We start from the raw sequence: 17300 nt of genomic DNA, 5'->3' as shown, positions 1-17300 counted from the left end.
CTCTTTTGATTAAAAAACAAGACAGGCTTTGTTTTCACAAAACCCATCTCTATAATAATGGTTATTGGTTTTATTTAGCAAAGATCTCTTTCAGCTGGGAAACGATGTTGCTGTTTCCGGAAACGGTGATATCTCCAATTTTGTCTGCGATTTTCTCCATGTATTCCATTTCTTTCAGCTTCCAAAGGGTTTCGTTTTCTTCCATCAATTTTGCCGTGTTCAGCAAACTTCTTGTGGAAGCAGTTTCTTCACGTCTCATGATGCTGTTTGCCTGAGCTTTTTTCTCAGCAATCAAAACCTGATTCATGATTTCCTTCATTTCGCCTGTCAAGATCACATCACGGATTCCTGCATCAGATGCTTTCAGACCTAGATCTTCGGCTTTGTTTCCAAGATTTTCAAGGATTTCTTTTCCTACAGAATCTTTTTTCAATAGTAATTCATCCAACGTCAAGGCTCCTACAAATTCACGCAAAGCCAATTGCATCAAAATATATAATTGCTTATCATGCTCTTTATTTTCAATCAATGCTTTTTCGATGTTTTCCACCTGAAAACGTACATAGAAATTGATACGAAGCATCGCTTTATCCTTTGTCAAAAGCTCCTGACCAGCAATTTCCATTTGCTGCATTCTCATATCGATAGATTTTACATCGATGGAAATTTCGTTGTTCCAGAAATAGTAAGTTCCCGCTTCCAAAATCTTGGTCAATTTTCCATCAATTAATAAAAGACCTTTATATTGATTCGTCAAAACAAATTTTCTGGTAAAATTTTTCAATTTCATGTTTTCCAAAATCGTTTTGGAAATTTTTTCTGTAATCTCAACCTTCGTCAAGTCAATTTTTTGAAATTCTCTATTCAAAATTCCTTTCCAGAATGCATATTGACCAACGTTTAATACTTCTTTGAAAATTCCGTTTTCGTACATTAGAACGATTTCACCGTCTTTTACTTCAATTATTTCAAGTAAGCTTTTTAAATTTTCATTTTTCAATAAAAGATTTAAATCTTCACCTATTTTAAACTGATCCTTTGTTTCAAAAATCTCTACAGATTTGTTTCCTAAAATCCAAAAGTTACCTTCTCTCAAAATATCAATCAAGTTTCTGTTTTTGAAAACCAAACCAATTTGGTAAGCTTTAATTTTTACATTCTTTATCATCGTTTTATATTTTATAATGTTTATTAATTTCAATTAAAAAAGGAAAATCCGAGGTTCTTTCTTCCAAAAATGGCGGAAGAAAAGGAGTTCAGAAAAATTCTTTGAGTTGGGAACAATATTTTTAAACTTATTTCAAAAATTCTGATTTTAAATATTTCATTTAACTTCTATTATTTGCGAGCAAAAAACATCTGTCATTTCATTTATATTAAAATTTTAACTTTAGAAAATCCATCTAAGAATTATTGATTTTTTACTTAAATTTCATTTTTCAGAAAACATCTTTTCTTGCAGGCTTTTTCAAAATATTGATTCAACAACTGAAAAAATCCAAGACTTTCCTATGGTGAATATTTTTTATGAGATATTCAAACTCGCTGATAAAATAGATTTTGAGTCTATTTTCAAACTACATTAAAAGTGTAGTGCTCTAACCAACTGAGCTACTTCACCCGAAGTGAAGACAGGATTCGAACCTGTGCTAAAATTCTATTGTTCTACCACTTGAACTATATTCCCATTTTGGAAATAGAAGGACTTGAACCTTCAACCTATAGAGCCTTATGAAATTTTTTGGGAAATTCCTAAACCTTCAAGTCAAGCTGAACAGAACGAAATCATGTTTCTCAACAATTTCTTCTGCAATGGTGATATACAGAAACACTCAACTGGACCTGCCTGATATTTTTACAGAAATATTTTTAAAATATTTCTTTGATTATTGTATGCTCTAAACTAAAATGTAAAAAAGCTGGATATTCTTCATATCATTTAGTTTGATGATGCAAAGTAAAAACCCCATTACGCAATCATTTTGCGTATTAGAATGATTTATTAAAATTCTTACATTTTTTCTAATCAGATTCTCTGCAGACACCAAAAAAGAATCTTTGCAATGTTTTTCACATCGTCAATTCCTCTGTGATGTGTACCTTCCAAAGGGAATTTCAGTTCTTTCAGAGCTCTGTCCATTCCTACACTTTTTCTGATGGGATGCAATTGAGCAAATAATGTTTTTACGTTAATGTGGTCATCACTCAAAGGATAATCAAGATTGAATTTTCTTGTCTGTTCTTTAAGCATACTCAAATCGTAGTTTCCGTAGCTTGCCCAGGTCAAATCTTCAGGACTGTATTTTTCCCTCAGAATATCCAGAGCATCTTCCAGCAAAACGCCTTTTTCATCGAGCATTTCCTGTGTAATGGAAGTCAGTTCCGTACAAAACGGACTCACTTTTGAGTATTGAGGTTTTACTAAAATTCCCTCATTTTGCGAAATCTTACCGGTTTTTGTATCCATAATACAAACTCCAATTTCTATGATTTCACTTTCCTGTCCTCTCGGCGGTCGGTCATTCCAACACGTGGCTTCGAGGTCTATAATTAATATTTCGTCTTTTGTTTTCATTTGTTTAAAAAATTTAATTGTTAATGGATGGAAGATGGATGCGGGAAGATGGAAGTTTTTGGAGTACGCAATTGACTTCCAGACTTCAGATTCAGACTTCCAGCCCAAATTCATCGCAAAATTTCTCTCAAAATTTTGGCGGCATTGTAAGCATCGTCTGCTCCGCTGTGATGATTTCCTTCAAAATCCATATTCATATATTTCAAGGCTCTTTTTAAGCCCATCATTTTATGAAATCCGATATGATTTTTAAATTGATACATCACATTAATATAATTTTCTGAGAAAGGATTTTTGATTCCGAGATAATCACACTGTTCCATCATTTGCTCTTTATCAAAAGTCCCAAAACCGGCCCAAGTAAGCTGAGTTGAATGATATTCATCTTTGATTTTTTCGCAGGCTTCCTCGAAATAGATACCTTTTTCTTCAATTAATTGAGGCGTAATTCCGGTCAGTTCTGTACAAAATTTATTGATTTTTGACCTTTCGGGAATTACATAGATACTTTGTTTATCGGAAATTGCTTTTGTTATTCTGTTTAATTTGCAAATTCCTATTTCTATAATATCGACTTTTTGTCCGGCGGGAATTCTATCGTTTTCCCAACACGTGGCTTCCAAATCGACGATTAATATTTCATTGGTTGTTTTCATTTTTACTGTTTTTTATTCTACATAATTCTTACTCATTTGTATTTGGTTTATTTCCTGGAGGAGAAAGCGGGAAGAAATACCCTTGGAAAAGAATTGCTGCTAAAGCTCTGCAAAGATAAAACCGGTAGTACGCATTCTATTTACGCAGTAAAAAAAATAATTCAAAAAAACTCCCCGAAGGGAGCATTTCTAATTTCTCGGTGCAAACGGTGGCGTCCATTTTTTGTTTTTCATAATCTCTTTGACTTCTTCGTAAGAAATCGGATAAAAATTATGACAATCGACTCCTACATCAATACTTAGAGCCATTTCATCATCCGGTAAAGTTCCGTGAGAATGGCCGTAAAGTTGCCAAGTTCCTCGATGTGAGCCGTTCCAAGTCCTCATTGCGTAGTGGAAAAGAATGATTTTCTGTTTGCCGTTGCTATTTTCCGGTTCATCAATTCTCAATTCGTGGTAATCTCTTATCGAATCAAATCGTTTCGGATACGTCAAGGTCGCACCTTCGTGATTGCCTCTTATCAAATGGATATTGCCATTCAGCCTGTCCAAAGTTTCCTTGGTAAAATCCTGTTTTCCCAAACTGACATCGCCTAAATGATAGACTATATCGTTGACACCAACTTTCTCATTCCAGCGTTTGATGAGTTCTTCATTCATCTGTTCCAGCGACTCAAAAGGCCGTTCGGAAAATTTTATAATATTGGCGTGACCAAAATGATGGTCTGCCGTAAAAAATATATTTTGTTTCATTTTTAGAATGCTGGAAGATGGAAGCTCGGTGCTGGAAGTTTTAATTTGTTTCTAAAACTTTCAATGTTCAACTTCCTTTTCCAGGCTTTTTTTTAATTTTTAATACAACTTTTAATAATTACATCAAGCGCTTTTTCAGCATTACAGGCGTATAAACCAGAGCACCAAGCTGGATTTGCTTCTATCAATGCCCAGCCGTTATCTTTTATGATTCCAAAATCCAATACAATTGAAGTTGGCAAAGAATCTAAATTATCTTTTACGAAACTTTCGAAGAAACTGAAAAGTTCTATTTCCTCAGAATCAGATAAACCATTGGTATCAAATTGATTATCTCTCCAATACGTAGAATAGGTTTCTATTTTTCCGTTTAAAACAAAGCAACGAACTTCCAGTAACCATTCTACAACATCAGAAATAAACACCATACTTTGTTTATCAAGGCTGTCAAATCCTTTAATATCAGAAACATTCTCATAAACTCCGGCTTTGAAACTTTTAAAATCTGAACACTTAATAAAAATATTCTGATGATTTATAAATTGCTCCAACTGACCGTATTGAATAGTACGTTTGGTAAATTTTTCTGAAATATTTGACAACCAATTATCTTCAGTTTTCAGTAACGTCAAATCGCATTGACTGGAAACGATTTCAGCATAAATATCTTCGCCATAGACTGCAATCACATCATTTCTGAACTCTTCTGGAACATTCCATTTTAAATTAAATCGATTCAAATCGTAATCTGAGCCAATTGATGCGTGTTTCAAATTGATACTGTCCTCAGTAAAAACAGGCGATAATGCAACTATACTTTTCATAATTATTAATTGTAGATATTTATACAAATCAGTTCCGATTTAAACTTTTCGAAACTAAACTTTAACAGTCATCAATTCTTCTTTTATAACATCAATGACCAAAGAATTCAATTTTTTATTGATTCTTTTTTGCTCTTCTTTTTCTACGGTTTTGAAAGCGTTCGGAAAATCTTTTTCAAAATCCTCCAAAATGTCCTTTGAAAAAAGACCAATCACTTTTCCAATCATTTTTGGGTCGAATTCTCCAATCTTGCTCACAACGTTATTCAATCTGTTTACAGTTGTATATTTTTGAATTTCTTCCCAAATATTCTTAGCATTTTCGCTGAAACGAACTTCTTTTTGAATTGGTCTTTCTTTTCTAATCATTTTGGATTTCTCGGTCCATTTTTCGTTTTTATTTTTCAAAATGATCCTTGAACCGTTTCCAAAATATCTGGTTTTTAAAGTTTTGACGATTGTTCCTTCACACATATTATTTTCGATTTCAGGCAATCCCAACCAAGCCGGAATTTTAGAATCGAAATCGTTCGGGAATTTCAAAGCTTCTTCCAAAGTTCCCTGAAACAAGATTTTAGCATAGAAAAATCCGGTTTCATCGAAAATTTGATTGACCAAATCCGTATCCAAATAAGTAGTGCCGTTCAACTTAATATCGAATGCATAAAATTCATTATAAGGAGAATATTCTACACCTTTCTGAACTTTTATCGCATCTTTTACGGGCTCTACTTCTTTATGTTTGTAACCTCCACCAAACAATTCGCCGTAGATAACAACGGTTTCAACATCCGGATGAATGGTTTTTACTTTTTGGAAAACGTCTATTACATTTTTTCTGTAACGTTCCAAAATCTGATGTGCATTGTAGAATTTTTCATCATCCTCAATGAAAGCAGTTCTTTTTGCGATTTTAATTTCCTTTCCATCTGTGAAGAAAGAGAAATTAGCACCGTGAACTTTCTCCTGCACAATGAAAATCTCCTTTCCAAAACCCTGCAATTTGATTTGGTCAATCACACGGGTTTGGTAAGCATTTTCTATGGAGTTATATGTTTTGAAAATCATTTTTTTTTAGTTTTAAATTATTAAAGATGGAAGTCAGAAGTTTGAAGATGAAAGTCATCTATGCTGGAAAAAACTTCCGGCTTCCCTCTCCCATCTTCCCGCTTTTATACCATCATATCAGCACAATTGGAACTTGCGAATGCAAAAGGTTTTGCCTTAAAAGTGTAACCCATTCCCAAAATATATCCCATTGCATCTTTCAAGGCAACGTTGGATTTGAAATCCGGATCGGTGTTAATGTCTGCGTGTACCTCCATTTCTACGTTATAAGTTTCCAAAATAGAGCAGATTGCATAAGCGATTTCTACAGATTTGTTGACCTCGTTCAGCATTCGTTCTTTGATACTGATTGTTTGAAATTCTCTTTGTTTTCTGATAAATGTAAACGCTCCTTTTCCCTCACGAATAAAGACAACTGCCGTAGCATAATTAATGGCGTCACCATAAACGTGGGAATCTGAACCCACACAAACTTTCAGTCGGTGTCCGTTGGCTAGTTCGCGGATGATGGCTTCTTTTACCAATGTTGTGATAGAGTTTTGGAAAATCTTTCCCGTCATGTTTTGCCATGTTTGTTGTTGCGTTTCCATTTTTTCTACATTTTTTGAATTTGTTTTGTTTAATTATTAAAATTGAACTAATGTGTTTCCACAAAATTGTACGGAGAGAGGGAGTCGAACCCTCAATTTCTTGAGCCTAAATCAAGTGCGTCTGCCAGTTCCGCCATCTCCGCAGGTTTTGGTTTATAAGTTTTACTTTTAACCATTTAAAAATTTGCTGATCCATCAGGACTCGAACCTGAACTCCAAGAATCAAAATCTTGCATGCTGACCAATTACATTATGAATCAAGGTTGAAGAAAAACAAAGCCTGTCTGTAATTTTTTGTTTGATATAAGAACTTCTACGCTCGACAAACTTTTCTCTTTTCCATTTAAACCTAGTACTCTATAAGGGAATCGAACCCTTGTTTTCTGCTCGAAAGGCAGGCGTCCTGAACCGTTAGACGAATAGAGCATTTTACTTGAGAATTGTTAATAGTCAATTTACTTCGCAGTCAATTTTTATATTCACTTGCGCAACAAAATTCATTATTCACATTTCACTTTTTTGACCATCTGACCAGGAGTCGAACCTAAACAACAAGAGTATATTTCCTGCATGCTGCCATTACATTATCAGCGGTTTTTGTGGAAGTAGTAGGATTCGAACCTACTCAGCAATGAAGCAACAGATTTACAGTCTGCCCCGACTCTCCAACTTCGGCGTACTTCCCTTTTTTATAAATGATAATTGATAAGAGATAAATGATTTTCATTCTACTTCTAATTTCTAGCATCTAACTTATTTTTTGTGAAGAAAAACAAAGCCTGTCTTTAATTTTTAGTTTGATATAAGAACTTCTGCGCTCGACAAACTTTTACTTTTTCTTCGGAACTAATCTCATTTTAGTTATTTGAGATGGTTATGGGATTCAAACCCACTCAGCTTACGCAACGGTTTTGCAGACCGCCCCGACTCTTCCACTTCGGCGAACCATCAAGTTTATAAATGATCATTGATGAATGATAATCGATTTTCATTTAAATTTCAATTTCGAGTTAAGAAAAAGTCCGTCTATTGTAATTTGTGTTTTGTATAAAGAACTCCTGCTCTTGACAAACCTTTTCTTTCTCTCTTTGAAACAATTAACATTAATTAATTGTGATTCCGACAGGATTCGAACCTGTAACTTTAGGTTTAGAAAACCTATACTCTATCCGTTGAGTTACGAAATCTATTGCACTCCATAAGGGAATCGAACCCTTGTCGTTCGGTAGAAAGCCGAATGCACTAACCTCTATGCTAATGGAGCAAATTGTCTGGAAAATAGGATTCGAACCTATGACCTCCCGCGTCCAAGGCGGGTAAACTTCCACCGTTATCTTTCCAGTTTTCAGATTCACTTCAAAATTCTTTTCCGAGAGACAGTCGAAGCTAAATTTTTTCCGTGAATCTTTGTAATCCCAGAAGGATTCGAACCTTCAACCTTCGGTGTCGTAAACCGATGCTCTATCCAATTGAGCCATGAGATTTTCACATTGGGTATCTCCGGGGATCGAACCCTGTTCTCCGGTTCCACAGACCGACGCTTTACCAAATAAGCTAAAGAAACCATAAAAAAGCGCCTCTTTTCGGGAGGCGCTCTATATTTTGACATGTCAGTTCATTAACTGACGCATTTATATAAGCACCTTTTATCCATAAATTCACTATCAAGAATACACGCAAGTCTCATCGGCTCTTGTCCGTGTCGTCTTGAATACTGATTAGATATGTTATGTAATTGTTTCATTATATTCTTGTTGTTTAAAATTGTTTTTTTGAAAAGATTAAAAACGTGTTGCTTTTAATTTTCGGTTGCAAAGTAAGTATGAAATTTTTTAACTCACAAATTTATTTTTTATTTAACCACTTGAAAATCAATTGGTTAAAGCTAATATTTGGAATAGAGAATTTTTGTCCGTAATATTTTACAGATATCTTAATTACCTAAATGACTGTCTCTCATCGGGTTATTGATCACGCTTTATTTTCTTATTAATTGTTCATTGTTGATTAAATAATTTTCACTTTTATGGTTATTTTTTTTCATTCTAAATAATTTCTGCCCTAAAAACACAAAAAACGCCCCGATCATCGAGGCGTTTCTGCAGTATTTTGATTAAATTTTTACGAGTTTACAGTAAATAATTTTCAAAGCAAGCACATTTCGCCTCATCCAATATCATCCATTCATATCCAAACGATCCCTTTAGTACAGGTCGATCGCATAGATTTAAACTGATATGTGCTCTTTGTATTGTCATAATTATATTGGTGCAAAGATAAATGTTTTTCTCTTATTGTTGATAATTACAAAATTTAAGTCACGCGTTTTGATTTCCAAAAGTCATATAAAAATCTTTTGTATTTTTTAATTTTGTTTGAATTTATCACTATACACTTTATGGAATTTTTGCTAAATTATTATTCAATTGTCATTCATCCTCAAGATTCGATTATTGAGCTTTTTAAAACATATAAAAACACATTATTCAATAAAATTGGAAGTTTTGGAAGTCAAAATTCAATTGCACACATTACAATTTTAGAATTTGCAACAACGGATGAAGAATTGAAATTTGTTATTGAGAAGCTTATTAAAATTACTCAGAAAGAAATCTGTTTTGATGCAATGTTTGATACCGTTATTTATTTTGATTTATCGAAAACAATCTTTGTTTCACCTGATAAAAAAGGAAATGAACATTTCAAAAAGTTGCTGAAAAATGTCAGACAAAAAATTAAAGGAGACAAAAATAAATCCAATGCTCATTTAACCATTGGAAGAAAACTAAGTCCTGAACAAGTAGAAAATTCGAAAGATCTTTTTCCCGATGTCAATTTTAACTTTCATTGCAATCAAATTGCTTTGAGAAAATTTAATGAAAATAAAAGACAATATGAAATTGTAGAAAAATTTCTATTTTCTGGCAAACCAAATGACAGCAAACAACTACCTTTTGATTTTTAAGGGAAATTAATTCCTAAACATTTTATTCCTCCCCGTTTTATACCTTGAAATATCTTTTAAAATCACCTCATCCTGCGGATTGAAATGTTTCAGTTCGTTGATAATTGTAGTATTAGTCTCCACTTTTTCAGCAATAATTTCGTAGGCAATATTTCGGGTGGCTTCCTGAAGTTTTGGGTCTTTTTTAAACTCATGCTTCATCGCTTCAAGATAAATTAATTTCCTGTCTGAAGGTATTTTCTGATATAAAATCTGGATTTTTTGGTTTAAATCTTCCACATCAGAAACATTCACAAAATAATTGTTGAGACAGTTGAAAGCATCTTTATTTTCTTCCCAACCTTTCAGCAAAATTTTCTGTGCTTCTTCGGGAACATCCATTTTCTTTCGGTAAATCAACGAAGCTTTTACCATCTGGCTGTTACCGACATAGTCGTCAACGACCATTTGGTAATAAGAATTGGCAGATTTCGTATCATTAATTATCCTGTACAAATCTCCCACTTTCTCTTTCTGCCCGAGCTCTTTGTACAGGTCAATAGATTTTTGATATTGCTTTGCTTTTTCAAAACAGGATGCCGCTTCTGATTTGTTTTTTAATTTTTTCAGATAAACTACAGCAGCTTCGTTATACAGACCTCCATCTTCTAAAGTTTGGGCTCCGCGGTAATTGTCCTGAAGCAAATTCATGTACACTTTTGCGGCTCTGGTGTAATCTTTTTCGGCGATGTATTTTTCGGCTAATTCTTCATATTTATTTCTGATTCTGTCGAAAAGTGAACCTTCAAGGTAGAAATTTCCGCCACCACTTCTTCCTCTTCCTGACGCATCTCCTGCTTTTTCCTTGTCTTTGAGACCGGTGATGATCAGTAAAATAATGATCGCAACCACAACAAAAATGGCCAGATTTCCAATGACACTCCAGAATGTTTTCTGAAAAAGCTCTGAAAAAATTGCTATAATTTTGATGACAGCCAAAATTAAAACTGCCATGAAAAATTTCTCTGTAAACTTCTGTTTATTCATCGTCATCAGATTTTAGAATGGTTTTATCTTCCCTGAAAAGCCTGTAAAGAAGCAGTATGACGCAAATGATAAGAAGCCAAACAAACCAGTTGTAGCCAAACATCGCAATGATGGGATAGAAAATATACACCAACAAAGCCAGCAGAACGGTCATCAGAAAGATTTTTACTCCGGCCGGAACATTCTCACCTCCCGTATCCAGCGATTTCCTCTGTACAAAAAATAAATACCCGAAAATAACAGCAGTCATCAGTAAAATAAGTCCGATAATTTCTGTAAATGAAACAGATTTTTCAGGTAAAGAAAGCGGCTCCATAGTCTGAATGGAAGACGGCTCCTCCGGAATTGCAAGAGGCGGTGGTACATATTCTTTCGTTCCATAGCGGTAAGAGAGAGAATCACGCACCGGAGCCTGCTGTCGCTCAACAATTTCTGCAATAAAAACTTTGTCGTAAATCTTTGAAGAACCTGCACTTCTCAAAGAATCTGTAATTTTTTCAGTTAAAACCGCTTCATTTTCCACCAGAAAATTATCTATTTTACCATTGTAAACATTTCTCAGCGAGTCTTCTGCCGTTTTTATTCTTTTCTGTATCGCCAGATATTCCATCTGAATTTTCTCGACCGGCCGGCCGCCGTTTTTCACATATTCCTCATACAGTTTTTCACGTTTAGAACTCATCAGAAGCGTCATTGCATCACTGTTTTCTTTTCTTAGCTGATTTCTTTTGTCTCCAAACATAGAATCAATTTTCATGTCGATATCTGTCACGCCGGACTGATAAGCAATCGCAGGCGGCGGAGGCATCGGTGCATCTTCCATTATTGAAGCGTCGCTGGCGTGAAGATTTTCAGATATTTCAGACGAACTTTCTTTATTCAGGTAGAAAAATATCCTTGCAATCCCGAAAACAATCAGAGCTACATAAAAAATCCACCGGTAATTTCCTGAACTTCCGCCTTTTGACGAACCATCCCCTCCCGAAGAGGATGCTCTTCCGAAAATTTTATCAAACCAGCTTGCAAATTTATACTGGCTGAAACCATCGCCTCTCGAAGTTCCCATGATATCAAGCGGAACGCCCAATTCTACAGCTCTTTCGGGATGCTTTTCTATGTATTTCAGGTATTTTTCAATTTCTTTTTTATTCCCCGCCATCACTTTTTTCATATCGAAAGGCAGATTTTTCATCCACTCTTCTTCAGTTTGCTGCTTTTGGAGGGTTTCCAACACTTTCTCATCATCCATTTCCACTATGAAACTTTTGATTTCAGAAGGAATTTCCACTCCGTTGGACGGTTTTTTTACTTTGTCTAAACTGAGTTCAGGATTCTGAATGACTGCAAGCCAATCAATTTCCATATTTAATTTCGCCAAACCAAAATCAGGATGCATTACAATGTAATCCGCAACGATATTTTTCCAGTCTTCAGGATTTATTTTGGGATAAAAAACAGTGTTTTCGGGAATAAAAAGCTTGTCATCAACATTTTGAAAATAAGCATTTTTGCCGATTTCCGCAGGCGCGTGGTGTTTAAAAATAAGAAAACATCCGTATAGAACATTGGGTTCGTTCGACGGAATTGGATATGACTGAACTTCATTTAAATCAATCCCCAGAATCTCCATTTCCTGAAGCCACATCAGAGGTGAGGATCCTTTAATTAAAAGTCCTTTTTTGGGATAAGTATTTTTCGGAAAAGGTTTAATTCTCAGTTCCATACTGTATAATATGATCAATAAAAGGTTCAAGATAATCTGAAATCATCTCTTCAATGGTTCTGATTTTCAAAAGATGATGTTCCGGCAAATAATATTCTGAGCCACCAAATTCATTCGAGGTTGCAATGGCCAAATACTCCATCTGCACTGAAGGAATGAAAAAATGAGCTATTTCTTTATCAATGCTTTTAAAAGTTAACATTCCTCTGGAATCTGCGACAATTTCGCTGCCTTCGGAAAAAGTAAATCTGTTCTTATACTGGTTTGCAAAAATTCTTACTGCTTTTCTGTTTTTATTAAAGACCAAGGCATCATCATAATTTAGAAACAATTCCCTGTTTGAAACCACCAAATTCTGATCGGCATTAATACCAATATGATTAAAACTGCTGATGATTTTTGTTCCGTAACGCTTGAGTTTACTGAGCTCTGCTTCAACTTTAATCATGCTCTTATCAATTTCTGAAGAATGGTCTGTAGCCTCTTCCAGTGAAATATCGCCTTCAATATTTATAACGTAATTGTAGGGGATATCATTCGAATGAAGATGAAAATTTTTGTTAAAATACAGCAACTTGTGATTATGCGGAATTTGACGGCCTGCCAGATTCAGTTCTGAATATTCTCCTGTAATGATGTTTAATTTTGAAATCAATCTTTTAGCAGGCTGATATTGGCACAAAATAACCTGTTGCTGTTTATTTTTCGCCAGCGCAAACTGACCTCTCGGCTTTACAGAAATCTCCTGAAAAAGAACTTCAGCCCCGCGATGAATTTTATAATGATCGTAGTAGTCTCTGTGATAATAATTGTTGGAAAGATAGGTCTTCAGCAACTGTTTTTTAGAACTTAAAATAAAAAATTCTCCTTCATACAAAAATGTGGCAATTCTGTTTTGCGAAATCGGGAACAGCAACGGATAATTCATTGGAAAATATGCCCTGCTGCCGGTTTGAGAACTATTATTATTTTTATTCTGTCTACCTTTTGGCGGATTCGCCCATAATTCATTCAAAGGGAGCATCATTTTCTGAACGTGCTTTCTGGTTCCTTTGTGATGCTTGTAAAAATTGAGTTCACCGTCTGCAGAGGTTGTTACTAGAAATTTCAGCTGATCCCGATTTTCATGAATGACTTTCTGAAGATTTTGATTATTTAAATTATCCTGATGGGTAATAAAAAAAACTTCCAGATTTTTCTCTGTATGTTCTTCATTAAAAAACTTTTCCAACGCCTGTGAAACCTCCAGAACCGGACTCACATGATTCAGATTTTCGATCACCTCATCCACTTTATCAAGATTGATGAGAGTGGTAGATTGTCCCAAAGCAAAAACCTTACATTCCGAATGCGCTTTTGGATGTTTGATGACTGCAACCGCTGATGCAAAAGCCAAAACTTTCGGTGTTCCCCAGTTTTTCAGCGAAGTATCGATGAGAATTATTCGTTCAAAAACATTTTCTTCAGGCGGAATTTCTCTCTGAATGTATAAAGCTTCGTTGTTGGCGACACGGTTCATGAAAACCTCATCTTCATTGGCAAATTCAGACAGAAGCATTCTGCTGAAATCTCCTTTGTTGGTCATATCCGAAACCCCGCCAATCGGCTGCTCGCCGGGAGAAAGATGTCTCATCGGAATTTTCAGTCCGCTCCATATTCTTTTAATTAAACTTCCCACCTGAAAAGTTTTCGGTTCTTCAACGAGTTGCTGAATAAAATCTTTATCGGTGTCTGCAGTGGTTTCTTCTTCTACAACCTCATCTTCCAGCTCCGGAATTTCAATGACTCCCTGCAAAGCTTTTTCGATAGATTCTGTGGTCGGAAACTTTTTATTTATTTCAGCAAGTGCATTAATATCCTTTCTGAACACTTTACTGGTAAGTTCCAACACGTTGGCAGACCTCTCAATAATGTCGGGTCGGGAAACGTAATTATCACACAGTTCTTTTGATTTTGAGAAAGTGAGGCTCATCTTGTTTCCGGCAAATAAAGCCTGAATCAGAAAGACTCTGTTTCTTCCGGTTTTGTATTTACGGTCTAAAATCTCCAGTTTTTTGAGTAAAAAAACAGCTTCATTGTAAGACTCCTCTACTTCCTCTCTCGATATGTGTTTTTTCAGTTCGTCGACCAAAGTTCTCAGCTGTTTGTAGCCATCCTGAGTGGCGTACAAAACCAAAAGCAAAGCTCCAAACGGCGGCCATCCCTGCAACTGTAATTCTTTCAGAATTTCAATAATGTAAACGCGATATCCTACAACCGAGGCAACAGTTGGAAAATAAACAATGTTGTGACTTGCCACAGGGTGCAAATCATCCTGAATATCGTTATCGGTTTGCCATTCCCAGAAATAATCTTTGTAGGACTGAAAATATTCTTTTACATCCATTCCTTAGATTTTTCGGTGAGACGGAATGAACTTACGGAAAGTTTCCGGAAATCTTTCTTGTTGAGATACAAAACACTTCCATCTTCATTCCACAAAAGCCATTGATCCTGAGTTGTGTTATATTTTCTCTGCAATAATGAACTCATATTTTTAAATTCAAAATCAAAACCTGTCGGTAAAAGATGATGGTCTTTTGACCAGAACGTTTTTCCTCTCAGGCTCAACATCGGACTTCCTAAAAATAATGCTTTATCGTTGATAACAATCCAATCTAATTTTTCCAGTTTAAATTTTGGAAATGTGACAATGATGTCTTTTATTTCAGCAATTGAGCACAGCAAAGCAGTTGCAGGCTGCTCCTCTTCGCTTGGTTTTAATCTCACCTCTACTCTTTCGTCTATTCCAAAGAAATTATTATTTGAAATGGGAAAAGTCAGTTTTAAAGCTTTATCAATGACCGTCCACAGCAAAGCCGTTCGCACTTTTTTTGTGGGAACCAAAGCATTAATTCTAAATAAAAGTCCGTTTCTTAATTCGTATAAAATAAAGTTGGGCAACTGCTGAATTTCGGGCGAAACAGCCTGTTCGTCGGTGAAACCTTTCAGCCAGATCACTTCCCCATCTGTGGCGATGTGAATATTTTTCCAGTCGCGGATGGAGCCCAAAAAATCTTCGTCACCTTTTGGAATTTCTGCCCAGAATTCTTTTAAACCGCCTGAAGGATCTTTTGCCATAAGCTTTCTATTTCCTGTTGGATATATTGTTTCTGCTCAGGATTTCTGATCCAGTCGCAACGGGTTTGCAGGTATCTCAGTTTGTCTTTGATCACATTCTGCTCCTCAAAAGTTAAATTTCCGTTTTGCCATTGGTCGATTAAGATTTTTACATCTTTCATCACCTCTTCCGGATTCGGAGCTTTGTTTTGCAAAGCCTGAGGATGGGATTTTGGATTATCATCCTTTTCAATCGTTCTGTTGATGATTCCTTCCAGAATTTCAATCTGTTCTTCGGTATCCCAAATATGTTTCAGTACCCACAAATCTGAAAGAATCGCTTCGTTTCGTCCGCAAATCAAAGCACTCGCAGCAATCAGATTTTGGAGTTTCACAGCACGACGGTCGGAGATGGCAATGCCTGTATTTCGAAGGTTGATTATCGTGTTTAAATAAACTTCGTAGATTGGTTTTAAGTCAACAGTTTTACAAAGCTGCTGAAGTTCTTTGATTTCATGGGCAAGAATTTCCGGACTTTCGCTATCTGAAATATTTTCCAGTCTTCTACCTGCCAAAAGCACCTGTTGAAGGAGATCAGGATTGACATAATCAACATTGATTCTGATGAGAAAACGGTCGAATAATGCATTCAAAGCTTCATCTTCGGGAAGAACGTTGCTCGCACCCACAAACATCAGGGCAGGAAGATTTCTGGTTTCCTTTCCTCTCTTGAAAATCTTCTCATTTAAAGCCATCAAAAGGGAATTCAGAATCGCAGAATTCGCATTGAAAATTTCATCCAGAAAAACCATTGACGCTTCGGGCATCATCCCGTCGGTATTGGTAAATAGCTCTCCTTCTTTAAGTTTTCTTATATCGAAAGGACCGAAAATTTCATTCGGTTCTGTGAAACGGGTTAAAAGATATTCAAAATTTTTGCCGTCGGTTACGGTTTTCGCCAAAGTTCTTACAATCGCTGATTTTGCTGTTCCTGGAGGACCGTAGAGAAATGCGTTTTCCCTTGCCAAAAGGCAGATTCCGAGGAGATCCACGACATCGTTTTTGCCGACGAAGGTATCTTTGACGAAGGCTAAAACTTTGTTTAATTTTTCTATATTTTGAGTCATTTTTTAATATTCTGTTTAAAATAATGGGATATTGATTTTATCCTTTCAGGGATTTTTTACTTTAAGTAAAAATCTGTCACAAGGCTTTACCCTGTGCTGTTGATTTCACCATTTTGTGGCTTTTCTGATTCTGTATTTATGATTTGCAAATCTCTCCAGAAAACATCCTTGTACATCCCGAATTCTGCCATCAACAGTTGATTGATGTATGGAATTTCTGCCAGTTTGTAAGCTTTCTTTTCGATTATTCTTTCAAGGTATAATTTTCTGTAAGTTTTATCTTTTAAACCTTCTTCCCAAATTAATTTTTCGAGATTCACATCTGAACCGATGGCTGAATAATGAAACTGTACTAAAATTTCATCCAGTATTTTCACCACCGGATCCGTAGCGTCTGCCACATGAAGTGCATCCCTGATTTGCGGTAAAAATCTTAACGATAAGTCTGCCGACAGAACCGCTGAAACATCTTTCAAGCCGTGAAAAGGTGGTAATAATTTCTGTAAATCCTTCGCCGTGTCTTTTCTGATTAAGTACAGCTGGGCACTGTGATACAGCACTTTTCCAGCCCAAAGTGCAGCTTCTTTACTGAAAGGAATTTTATCTGATAAAAAATTCAGTCTTTCTTTTTCAAATTCAGATTCAAAATATGTGGCAGCATCCTCTTCTTCCTTTTTAGAAATTTCCTGAATGTCGGCAAAAATGGTCATTGTGCCTTCTTTTCTGAGCAGAAAGAGCGTATCTAAAAAAGGGGACTTATTTTCCATCATTAAACAAAAATAATGATATTTCTGAGATGAAGAAATATTGATTTACAGAAAACTAAAATAATTTTTAATAAAAATTGGCTTAAAAAACAGATGAAAGATGTAATTGTTTTGACACATGAGTCAC

At 35.4% G+C, this 17300-nt stretch carries 14 protein-coding genes and 11 tRNA genes; 1 reads left to right on the top strand and 24 read right to left on the bottom strand.

Annotated elements, in window-relative coordinates; genetic code table 11:
* Positions 1-70: 70 nt before the first annotated feature.
* The 18 genes from AC2A1G_RS00335 to AC2A1G_RS00250 form a co-directional block, all read right to left on the bottom strand.
* Positions 71-1168 carry a slipin family protein gene (locus tag AC2A1G_RS00335; RefSeq protein WP_484044974.1) on the bottom strand — a complete coding sequence of 366 codons (1098 nt, stop codon included), beginning with the start codon at positions 1166-1168 and terminating at the stop codon, positions 71-73.
* Between the two features lie 458 nt (positions 1169-1626).
* Positions 1627-1687: transfer RNA gene (locus AC2A1G_RS00330), tRNA-OTHER, on the bottom strand.
* 339 nt (positions 1688-2026) lie between these two features.
* Positions 2027-2575, bottom strand: a complete 549-nt coding sequence (locus AC2A1G_RS00325) for a 3'-5' exonuclease (RefSeq protein WP_484044973.1) — start codon at positions 2573-2575, stop codon at positions 2027-2029.
* A gap of 110 nt (positions 2576-2685) precedes the next feature.
* Positions 2686-3231 (bottom strand): 3'-5' exonuclease, encoded by a 546-nt coding sequence (locus AC2A1G_RS00320; RefSeq protein ID WP_484044972.1) that lies wholly within the window; start codon positions 3229-3231, stop codon positions 2686-2688.
* 189 nt (positions 3232-3420) lie between these two features.
* Positions 3421-3984, bottom strand: coding sequence for a metallophosphoesterase (locus AC2A1G_RS00315; RefSeq protein WP_484044971.1), 564 nt, complete (start codon positions 3982-3984; stop codon positions 3421-3423).
* A 92-nt stretch (positions 3985-4076) separates the two neighbouring features.
* On the bottom strand, positions 4077-4808 hold the full coding sequence (locus AC2A1G_RS00310; RefSeq protein ID WP_484044970.1) for an ATP-grasp domain-containing protein: 732 nt from the start codon (positions 4806-4808) through the stop codon (positions 4077-4079).
* 54 nt (positions 4809-4862) lie between these two features.
* Positions 4863-5876, bottom strand: a complete 1014-nt coding sequence (locus tag AC2A1G_RS00305; RefSeq protein ID WP_484044969.1) for an RNA ligase, Rnl2 family — start codon at positions 5874-5876, stop codon at positions 4863-4865.
* Positions 5877-5980: 104 nt separating this feature from the next.
* Positions 5981-6466, bottom strand: coding sequence for a ribonuclease H-like YkuK family protein (locus AC2A1G_RS00300; protein ID WP_484044968.1), 486 nt, complete (start codon positions 6464-6466; stop codon positions 5981-5983).
* A 69-nt stretch (positions 6467-6535) separates the two neighbouring features.
* Positions 6536-6609 (bottom strand) — tRNA-Leu (locus tag AC2A1G_RS00295).
* Positions 6610-6653: 44 nt separating this feature from the next.
* Positions 6654-6726 (bottom strand) — tRNA-Gln (locus tag AC2A1G_RS00290).
* A 93-nt stretch (positions 6727-6819) separates the two neighbouring features.
* A tRNA-Glu gene (locus AC2A1G_RS00285) sits at positions 6820-6892 on the bottom strand.
* A 174-nt stretch (positions 6893-7066) separates the two neighbouring features.
* Positions 7067-7150 (bottom strand) — tRNA-Tyr (locus AC2A1G_RS00280).
* Positions 7151-7334: 184 nt separating this feature from the next.
* A tRNA-Cys gene (locus tag AC2A1G_RS00275) sits at positions 7335-7416 on the bottom strand.
* A gap of 164 nt (positions 7417-7580) precedes the next feature.
* Positions 7581-7653: transfer RNA gene (locus AC2A1G_RS00270), tRNA-Arg, on the bottom strand.
* 5 nt (positions 7654-7658) lie between these two features.
* Positions 7659-7730: transfer RNA gene (locus tag AC2A1G_RS00265), tRNA-Glu, on the bottom strand.
* A gap of 6 nt (positions 7731-7736) precedes the next feature.
* Positions 7737-7808 (bottom strand) — tRNA-Pro (locus AC2A1G_RS00260).
* 68 nt (positions 7809-7876) lie between these two features.
* Positions 7877-7950 (bottom strand) — tRNA-Arg (locus tag AC2A1G_RS00255).
* A 7-nt stretch (positions 7951-7957) separates the two neighbouring features.
* A tRNA-His gene (locus tag AC2A1G_RS00250) sits at positions 7958-8025 on the bottom strand.
* Positions 8026-8864: 839 nt separating this feature from the next.
* Here AC2A1G_RS00250 and AC2A1G_RS00245 point away from each other — a divergent pair.
* The gene (locus AC2A1G_RS00245; protein WP_484044967.1) at positions 8865-9431 is read left to right on the top strand and encodes a 2'-5' RNA ligase family protein; all 567 of its coding nucleotides are present in this window, start codon (positions 8865-8867) and stop codon (positions 9429-9431) included.
* A gap of 6 nt (positions 9432-9437) precedes the next feature.
* Here the strand turns inward: AC2A1G_RS00245 and AC2A1G_RS00240 are convergent, their stop codons facing one another.
* From AC2A1G_RS00240 to AC2A1G_RS00215, 6 genes are all read right to left on the bottom strand, one after another.
* The gene (locus AC2A1G_RS00240) at positions 9438-10457 is read right to left on the bottom strand and encodes a tetratricopeptide repeat protein (RefSeq protein WP_484044966.1); all 1020 of its coding nucleotides are present in this window, start codon (positions 10455-10457) and stop codon (positions 9438-9440) included.
* Positions 10450-12180, bottom strand: coding sequence for an APC family permease (locus AC2A1G_RS00235; protein WP_484044965.1), 1731 nt, complete (start codon positions 12178-12180; stop codon positions 10450-10452). Before AC2A1G_RS00235 ends, AC2A1G_RS00240 begins: the two co-directional genes overlap by 8 nt.
* A complete protein-coding gene (locus tag AC2A1G_RS00230) occupies positions 12164-14566 on the bottom strand; it encodes a hypothetical protein (protein WP_484044964.1) in 2403 nt (800 codons plus the stop codon). Before AC2A1G_RS00230 ends, AC2A1G_RS00235 begins: the two co-directional genes overlap by 17 nt.
* Positions 14557-15300 carry a hypothetical protein gene (locus AC2A1G_RS00225; protein WP_484044963.1) on the bottom strand — a complete coding sequence of 248 codons (744 nt, stop codon included), beginning with the start codon at positions 15298-15300 and terminating at the stop codon, positions 14557-14559. Before AC2A1G_RS00225 ends, AC2A1G_RS00230 begins: the two co-directional genes overlap by 10 nt.
* Positions 15273-16406 (bottom strand): AAA family ATPase, encoded by a 1134-nt coding sequence (locus AC2A1G_RS00220; protein ID WP_484044962.1) that lies wholly within the window; start codon positions 16404-16406, stop codon positions 15273-15275. The genes AC2A1G_RS00225 and AC2A1G_RS00220 overlap by 28 nt, the downstream gene beginning before the upstream one ends.
* An 86-nt stretch (positions 16407-16492) precedes the next feature.
* Positions 16493-17173: a hypothetical protein gene (locus AC2A1G_RS00215; protein ID WP_484044961.1), complete on the bottom strand. Its 681-nt coding sequence runs from the start codon at positions 17171-17173 to the stop codon at positions 16493-16495.
* Positions 17174-17300 lie beyond the last annotated feature (127 nt).

It is taken from the genome of Chryseobacterium sp. HNCC26DJ240 (assembly GCF_057180485.1).
This window is presented reverse-complemented; position numbering and strand designations above follow the sequence as displayed.

Bases quoted from the DNA above. Each gene is read 5' to 3' on its own strand.
- AC2A1G_RS00335 (WP_484044974.1), bottom strand. From the start codon at position 1,168: ATGATAAAGAATGTAAAAATTAAAGCTTACCAAATTGGTTTGGTTTTC.
- AC2A1G_RS00325 (WP_484044973.1), bottom strand. From the start codon at position 2,575: ATGAAAACAAAAGACGAAATATTAATTATAGACCTCGAAGCCACGTGT.
- AC2A1G_RS00320 (WP_484044972.1), bottom strand. From the start codon at position 3,231: ATGAAAACAACCAATGAAATATTAATCGTCGATTTGGAAGCCACGTGT.
- AC2A1G_RS00315 (WP_484044971.1), bottom strand. From the start codon at position 3,984: ATGAAACAAAATATATTTTTTACGGCAGACCATCATTTTGGTCACGCC.
- AC2A1G_RS00310 (WP_484044970.1), bottom strand. From the start codon at position 4,808: ATGAAAAGTATAGTTGCATTATCGCCTGTTTTTACTGAGGACAGTATC.
- AC2A1G_RS00305 (WP_484044969.1), bottom strand. From the start codon at position 5,876: ATGATTTTCAAAACATATAACTCCATAGAAAATGCTTACCAAACCCGT.
- AC2A1G_RS00300 (WP_484044968.1), bottom strand. From the start codon at position 6,466: ATGGAAACGCAACAACAAACATGGCAAAACATGACGGGAAAGATTTTC.
- AC2A1G_RS00245 (WP_484044967.1), top strand. From the start codon at position 8,865: ATGGAATTTTTGCTAAATTATTATTCAATTGTCATTCATCCTCAAGAT.
- AC2A1G_RS00240 (WP_484044966.1), bottom strand. From the start codon at position 10,457: ATGAATAAACAGAAGTTTACAGAGAAATTTTTCATGGCAGTTTTAATT.
- AC2A1G_RS00235 (WP_484044965.1), bottom strand. From the start codon at position 12,180: ATGGAACTGAGAATTAAACCTTTTCCGAAAAATACTTATCCCAAAAAA.
- AC2A1G_RS00230 (WP_484044964.1), bottom strand. From the start codon at position 14,566: ATGGATGTAAAAGAATATTTTCAGTCCTACAAAGATTATTTCTGGGAA.
- AC2A1G_RS00225 (WP_484044963.1), bottom strand. From the start codon at position 15,300: ATGGCAAAAGATCCTTCAGGCGGTTTAAAAGAATTCTGGGCAGAAATT.
- AC2A1G_RS00220 (WP_484044962.1), bottom strand. From the start codon at position 16,406: ATGACTCAAAATATAGAAAAATTAAACAAAGTTTTAGCCTTCGTCAAA.
- AC2A1G_RS00215 (WP_484044961.1), bottom strand. From the start codon at position 17,173: ATGGAAAATAAGTCCCCTTTTTTAGATACGCTCTTTCTGCTCAGAAAA.